We start from the raw sequence: 6,979 nt of genomic DNA, 5'->3' as shown, positions 1-6,979 counted from the left end.
GCCTTTACCAAGCTCATGATGGCTCCCGTCCCAGCATGATGAATTCGCCAGCAGTATCTAAACCGAAGCAAGTCCACAGCCGAGAAGGCTCCGTCCTGAGCTTTCTCGATCAGCAGCATTACACGTATGTGCTTTCGTCCGCATGAACACATCGTTGTGGACTTGCCGGAATGCCGCATTGTTGAGCAAGTGCTTTGGGACAAAGTCCAAGCCATCATCGGAGAGAACAGCACCACCCAAATGTCCCATCGACGGACACCGCGACGGCTTCTCTCCCAACTGCTCAAGTGCCCCGCCTGTGGTGGCGGCATGTCCTCATACGGAGTCGAGAAGAAGACAGGCAAAATCCGGATCGGGTGCTCAACCCACAAGGAAAGCAAATCCTGCCTCGATCCACGCACATTTTATCTGGAGTGGATCGAAGGTACGGTCTTGGAAACACTCAGGAGAGGATTGAAGGAACCCGCAATTATAGTGCGGGCGATTAAAGCATACTAGGATGAGCGTCGTCGTGTTGCAGCTAAGACTATTGACGAGAACGCCTCTCTTGAGAATCGCATTTCAGACCTAGCTCGCAAAATTGCCCGACTGAACCAGATGCTGATCGACGAAATTGGAGACGAGCGGGAAAACAGCAGGGCTGTAAAGGAAGCAGCAGTCGAGAGGCGCGACCTTGAGTCCAAGCTTGAGGCCCTCAAACAGGAAGCACCTGATAATGTGGTCAAGCTTCAGCCCCCTGCCCTCCGCCGCTGCTTGGCAGCCCTCGATGATCTCCGGAGCGCTATCGAGCGCCGTACCTTAGCAGGAGACCTCGGCCCAGCGATGGTCATCCGCGGGTTTATCGGCGCGGTTTACGTCCACGGAGAGAAAGACGGCAGACCGAAATGGATTGAGGTAAAAGCACGGCTGGCTCGACTGTTTGATCAATCGGTTCAGGCACAGGACCTGCCAGAGAAAGCCCAAACAAGTTCGTCATGGGGAAAAGGTGGTAGCGGAGGTCCGTTTCACGCGCTCCCCACACATGCCTAGACCCTTGTTTTTCCTGGACTCTTGGGCCGATAGAGCAACGGGTCTCCTTGGAGCAGGAGCATAGGGAATAGGTCAGAACCTCCGATCCACCTTCCCTACCCGTCATCATGGTCCAGTCAACTGGACGTTATCCTACTCAGCCATGCTCGTCCCTTTATCCGATCTGCGGTCTGGGAAGAGACACGGCGGATGAAGCCCTTAGTCGAGCCCTCTCGAAGCGCTTGGAACCCTCAGTCCATCGTTCCCGTTCCGTTCGCATGCAGCGATGAACGAGCAATGGTTGAGCGGCTGTCCGACTTTCCGTGGGTGATCGTCCGGATTGATTGCCCCCTCTGCCCTCACCGGAAGGGGCAGTATCGGCTGGCTCGGCTTGCAGCGGAGTGCGGGGCTGACATCCAGCTATGCGATCTGCTCGATAGGATTGCTCTCGACTGCCCAAGGAAGTCCCTCCCGTGGGAGCGGCCTCCAGGCCAGTATGATCCCAAATGCAAGGCCCGGTTCACCGACTTGGAGAATGTGAGCCGCCCTCCTCCCGATATTCCGCCGATGATGCGCAGGCTGACGGTGATCCAGCGTGGGAAGGGCTGATCCCGAAAGTCCAGTTCACTGGACTTTCCTGCCCATCCAAGTCCTAGCGGCCTGCTCGTTCCTTCTATTGCCGCGACGCTCAAAGCCAGCGCGGCTGTATAATTGCGCGTTAGAGTCCGTACTCCCGATTTGCCACAGCCAAGCCCAAGGTACGTAGAACGATAGGCCGGTTGTATGAGTTGGAAGGTCGTCACCTCAGAAAAGTCAGATCGTCGTCTCAAAAGGAGAGGGATCATGGACGAGAAACAGGGAACGGGAGTCGATCAAGCAGGAAACGTGCAGTCCAATGCTCCAAACCAAGCGGGTGGTAATAGCCCCACCCCTCAGGGAAGTGCTCAGGGGAGCGGGGGCTCGCCCGACAGCTTGGTTGATCAGGCGAGGAACACCGCCACTGATCTTGCAGACCGTGCCTCCGATGTGGCCCGTGAGGCTTATGATCAAGGGCAGCGGTATGTCCGTGAAGCTGGCGACCGGTATCCTGAGGCCCAGCGCTACTATCAACGAGCCACACAGGCTGTTGGACAGCAGATCACGGAAGCCCCGCTCGCATCGCTGCTGGCGGTCGGAGCGGTCGGCCTTGGCTTGGCCTGGATCATGGGAGGTCAGACCAGGAGCCAGGAGCGTGGCAGGACCCGCAGGGACTACCCTGGTCAGCGCTCAGGCAAGCCTCTGATCGAGAGCGACCGGGTGGAAGGAACTGCGGTCTACGACCGGAGTGGCAAGCGTATCGGCACAGTCGAGCGGGTCATGATCGACAAGATCAGTGGACGTGTGGCCTATGCAGCGATGTCGTTTGGCGGCTTTTTCGGCGTGGGCGCGAAGGAGTACGCTGTTCCTTGGGGCATGCTCGACTACGACCCCGACCTGGGAGGCTATCGGTTCCAGATTACCGCAGAGCAGCTTCGGAGTGCGCCCAGTCTCTCAGGCAGTCGCGGTCAGGACTGGCCGGATCGGGAGAGCGAGCAGGACCTGCACGACTATTATCAGGTGACCTACTACTGGCTGGTTCCCTGACGATCTGGACAGGCAACAGACAGAGGCATTCCGTCCCCAGTTCTCTGAGAGGACCGGGGCTTAAACCCGAAGGATGGTTCCCGAGGCCAGCCCTTGCTTCGGCACCTGGAAGACCGGTTCTCGCCCTCTCCCCGACCTTCCACTGAAGATATGGAAGCTCACGGTGATTCATGGCGGGGAAGGGCAAGGCCGAAACTGCCAATCACCACCATGCTGTCGTCGGTTAATTCTCCGATGATGTTCGCTTGAACGCCAATGCCATAGGTGGGAAAATACCTTGAGATGCCTTTGGGAGGCAGCCGATGAAGCCGTCGATCCTCGGAGCTATTCTTGGATTTGGGCTTGCGAGCGGTTCCTGGGGTCAATCGCCGCCACTGCCAAGTTCGGCCCCTCCTGTCGCAGAGAAGGTTGAGTTCGAGAGTGCGCCGCGTCCACTTGGCAGACTTATGGAGCAGCAGGCACGTGCACGGGGTGAAGACCCGAGACCAACTCCTGGGGATCGTCTCCAAGGATATTTTGCCAAACCACAGGGGAACGGCCCGTTCCCAGCCGTAGTGGTACTGCATGGCTGTGGACCGACCCCTTACGCCCAGGAAACCTTACCCCAAGTTCTGGCCTCCTGGGGCTACGTGGCACTGTCGGTTGATAGCCTCACGACCCGGAAGGTCGAGCCAAATTGTACCAAAGACGCAGCGTCTGTAGATCGCGCTTCCGACGCGTATGGTGGCCTCTACTATCTAGCGAAACTGCCTCTTGTGGACCGAAACCGTGTCGGAGTCCTTGGAATATCGACAGGCGGCAGCGTTGTCCTCTCCATAGCCGACTCTCTGGGAGGTTCAACGGTGGTCAACCCAGAGAATCTGACGTTCAAGGCTGGTGTTGCATACTACCCTCGCTGTGCAATCTTCAGCGGCAAGATCATGTTTCCCCTCCTGATAATGATTGGGCGAAACGACCAATGGCATCTCGCACGGGCCTGCGAGGAACTGGCAGCGGGCCGCGCCAATGATAGTGCGGCGACAGACCTCGTGGTCTATCCAGACGCCCATCATGGCTTTGTCGAGCCCAACTGGGGTACGGGGCAGTCGGTTCTGGGCTTCCGGCTCGAATATGAAGCAAAGACTGCGCAGGACTCCTTCGGTCGTGCGAAGGCGTTCCTCGCTCGCAACCTGGGTGGCTCACCGTAACGCCCATCAGGAAACTAGAGTTGTTGTGTTTGCACTTCTCCAGAGACTGCTCGCGCCTGCTAGATGCTTCGGACGAAGCTTGGCGTTAGAGTGTTAGTAGGCTGGACACCTTCCTCCCCCTGAAGCAAAATCCGGCTTGGAACGGCACTGAGGCTCCCATGGATCGTCAGGAGCACAAGGTTGAGCGACGGCTGGCAGCTATCTTCGCGGCTGATGTAGCAGGTTACTCGCGGCTCATGAGTCAGGATGAAGTTGGAACTCTACAGGCCCTGACCGCCCATCGCGAGGTCATGGACCGGCTCATAACCGAACATGGCGGACGGATCGCGAACACCGCTGGCGATAGTGTTCTCGCCGAGTTCCCGAGCGTGGTGGATGCCGTCCGCTGTGCCGCCCAAGTACAAGATGCGCTCGCGTCCGCAAACCAGAACATGTCCGAGGAGGAGCATCTCCGATTCAGGATTGGGGTGCATGTGGGTGACGTGATGGTGCGCGGGGGCGATTTGCTCGGAGATGGGGTGAACATCGCCGCGCGACTGGAAGGGATCGCTGATCCGGGTGGCATCTGCATCTCGGAGGCCGCATACGGATACGTGCGAAAGGCCGTGCCCCTCACCTTCACTGATCTCGGACCACAGAAGGTGAAGAACATTGAGGAGCCAGTCCGCGCCTACGCGGTTTGCAGCCCAACCTCTGCTCCGATGAGCCAAACCTCAACAGCCGACGCTAACCTGTTGAGGGTTCCTGATAAGCCGTTCATTGCCGTCCTGCCCTTTACGAACCTGAGCGGCGACCCGGAGCAGGAGTATTTCGCTGATGGAATCACGGAGGACCTGATCGCGGCCCTCTCCCGCTGCCGGTGGCTGTTCGTCATCGCCCGCAACTCCGTCTTTACGCTGAAAGGCCGAGCCGTGGATATCAAGGAGGTCGGTCGTCAGCTTGGTGTGCGCTACGTGCTGGAGGGTTCAGTCCGAAAGGCGGGCAATCGGGTACGCATCACGACACAGTTGGTCGAGGCCCTCACAGGGACAGATATCTGGGCTGGGCGCTTCGACCGCGACCTGACGGACATCTTCGCTTTACAGGACGAGATCACCGAGAGCGTGGTGTCGGCCATCGAACCCAGCTTGCAAGCGGCTGAGATCGAGCGGGCCAGAGCCAAAGTGACCAGCAACCTGGAGGCATATGACCTCTATCTTCGCGCCCTGCCCGAGTTCTACGCCTTCACCGAGCAGGGCTTTCGCCGCGCCGAGACGCTGCTGCGGCAAGCCGTTGAACGTGATCCCGGCTATGCCGAAGCCTGGGGTGCCCTTGCCGATTGCCGAGGCCGCCTGATGGTGGGAGGTTGGACCGAGGACTGGGATGCTGATGCGGCCCGGAGCCGCGAGGCGGCTCTGCAAGCGGTTCAGTGCGATCCGGACAATGCGCGGGTGCTCGCCGTTGCTGCGTGGTCCTTGGCCTCGCTCTCAGGCGTTCTGGAGCGAGCCGTCACCTTCTGCGAGCGCGCCCTGTATCTTCAGCCCAACTCATCGTATGTGCTGACGAATTGCGGGTGGGTGCTGATCTACACCGACGAGTGCGAGCGCGCCCTTGTCTGCTTGGAGAAGGCACGTCGGCTGAACCCACTGGACCCGCGTGGCTATATTACGCTGAACGCAATCGGGGCGGTGCATTTCATGGGGAGCCGCTTCAAAGAGACGGAGCAGTTCACGCGGCGAGCCCTGGAGATGAACCCCAATCATCCCATCTCGCTTCGCTATTTGACGGCAGCGTTGGCACAGATGGGACGACTGGCCGAGGCGGCGGAAGTCGGACGTGTGTTGCAATCCACCCGCTGGGAAGCGATGCGAACCCACTTGAACCGGACATGCTACCGCAACCCCAAGAAGCGGGAACTCTTGTTCGATGGTTTGAGAAAGGCGGGTGTACGAGTGTGACCCTCTCCTGCTCAAATTCTCTCACGTCCATCCACACCCATCTCGTCACGTACCAAGCTTAACAGTAAGAGCCTGTCTATCAGTGGACGTAGGCTGGACACCACGCCCCACCCGCCGCACAATCTGATCTGGAACGGCACCGAGGGTCCGATGGATCGGCAGGAGCACAAGGTCGAGCGGCGGCTTGCGGCGATCTTCGCGGCTGATGTGGCTGGTTATTCCCGCCTGATGGGCCAAGACGAGGTCGGAACGCTTCTTACCCTGACCGCTCATCGCGAGATCATGGACCGTCTGATTGCTGAGCATGGTGGGCGGATCGCCAACACGGCTGGCGACAGTGTATTGGTCGAATTCCCCAGCGCCGTTGACGCCGTCCAATGTGCGGCTGTCGTGCAGGCGGCACTCGCTCAAGCTAATCAAGACATTCCTTCGGATCAGCGTCTCCAGTTTCGGATCGGGGTACATGTTGGCGACGTGATGGTGCGTGCAGGAGATCTCCTCGGAGACGGCGTGAATATCGCCGCACGGCTGGAGAGCCTCGCAGATCCTGGTGGCCTGTGCATCTCCGAGACCACTTATGGGTATGTGCGAAAAGTCCTGCCCCTCGTCTTCGAGGATCTCGGACCACAAACGGTCAAGAACATTGAGGAGCCAATCCGAGCTTTCGCCATCACCGTGGAAAGTGACCCTCCAACGGTCACACAGGCAGCCCTCGAAGCGAATACAACTCGGTCCCCCGAAAGACCATCTATTGCAGTTCTGCCGTTCGCTAACATGAGTGGCGATCCGGAGCAGGAGTATTTCGCTGATGGGATGGTGGACGACATCATCACTGGTCTTTCACGAGTGAAGTGGTTCTTCGTCATCGCCCGTAATTCTTCTTTTACCTACAAGGGTCGAGCCGGGGACCTGAAGCAGGTCGGGCGCGAACTTGGAGTGCGCTATGTGCTTGAAGGCTCGGTTCGGAGAGCCGGGGACCGCATCCGCATCACGGGGCTGTTGATCGAAGCGGCGACAGGAGCCCACCTGTGGGCTGATCGGTTTGATGGCAGCATGGAGAACATCTTTGATCTCCAAGACCAGATTACGGAAAACGTGATCGGAGCTATAGAGCCGAGCCTTCGCCGAGCCGAAATTGAGCGGGCATGTCGCAAACGCCCGAACAGTCTTGATGCTTATGATCTCTATCTGCGTGCCCTGCCCTATGCCTATGCGAACACGCCA

General features: G+C 58.8%; 6 protein-coding genes. All 6 read left to right on the top strand.

Features of this window, described 5'->3' with window-relative positions; translation table 11 throughout:
* Nucleotides 1-126: 126 nt before the first annotated feature.
* Nucleotides 127-498, top strand: coding sequence for a recombinase zinc ribbon domain-containing protein (locus tag DRB19_RS32025; RefSeq protein ID WP_114189285.1), 372 nt, complete (start codon nucleotides 127-129; stop codon nucleotides 496-498).
* 99 nt (nucleotides 499-597) lie between these two features.
* Entirely contained in the window at nucleotides 598-1,029 is a 432-nt protein-coding gene (locus DRB19_RS28190; RefSeq protein ID WP_114189284.1) for a hypothetical protein, read from the top strand.
* Nucleotides 1,030-1,851: 822 nt separating this feature from the next.
* The gene (locus tag DRB19_RS31770) at nucleotides 1,852-2,631 is read left to right on the top strand and encodes a PRC-barrel domain-containing protein (RefSeq protein WP_308494366.1); all 780 of its coding nucleotides are present in this window, start codon (nucleotides 1,852-1,854) and stop codon (nucleotides 2,629-2,631) included.
* Nucleotides 2,632-2,933: 302 nt separating this feature from the next.
* On the top strand, nucleotides 2,934-3,818 hold the full coding sequence (locus DRB19_RS28175; protein ID WP_114189282.1) for a dienelactone hydrolase family protein: 885 nt from the start codon (nucleotides 2,934-2,936) through the stop codon (nucleotides 3,816-3,818).
* Between the two features lie 158 nt (nucleotides 3,819-3,976).
* A complete protein-coding gene (locus tag DRB19_RS28170) occupies nucleotides 3,977-5,755 on the top strand; it encodes an adenylate/guanylate cyclase domain-containing protein (protein ID WP_114189281.1) in 1,779 nt (592 codons plus the stop codon).
* Nucleotides 5,756-5,905: 150 nt separating this feature from the next.
* Nucleotides 5,906-6,979: adenylate/guanylate cyclase domain-containing protein (locus DRB19_RS28165; protein ID WP_162815929.1), on the top strand; the 1,074-nt coding region annotated here is incomplete at its 3' end.

It is taken from the genome of Microvirga aerophila (assembly GCF_003332305.1).
Taxonomy (GTDB): domain Bacteria; phylum Pseudomonadota; class Alphaproteobacteria; order Rhizobiales; family Beijerinckiaceae; genus Microvirga; species Microvirga aerophila.
Note: the sequence above shows the minus strand (reverse complement) of the source record. Positions and strands in the feature narration are given on the sequence as shown.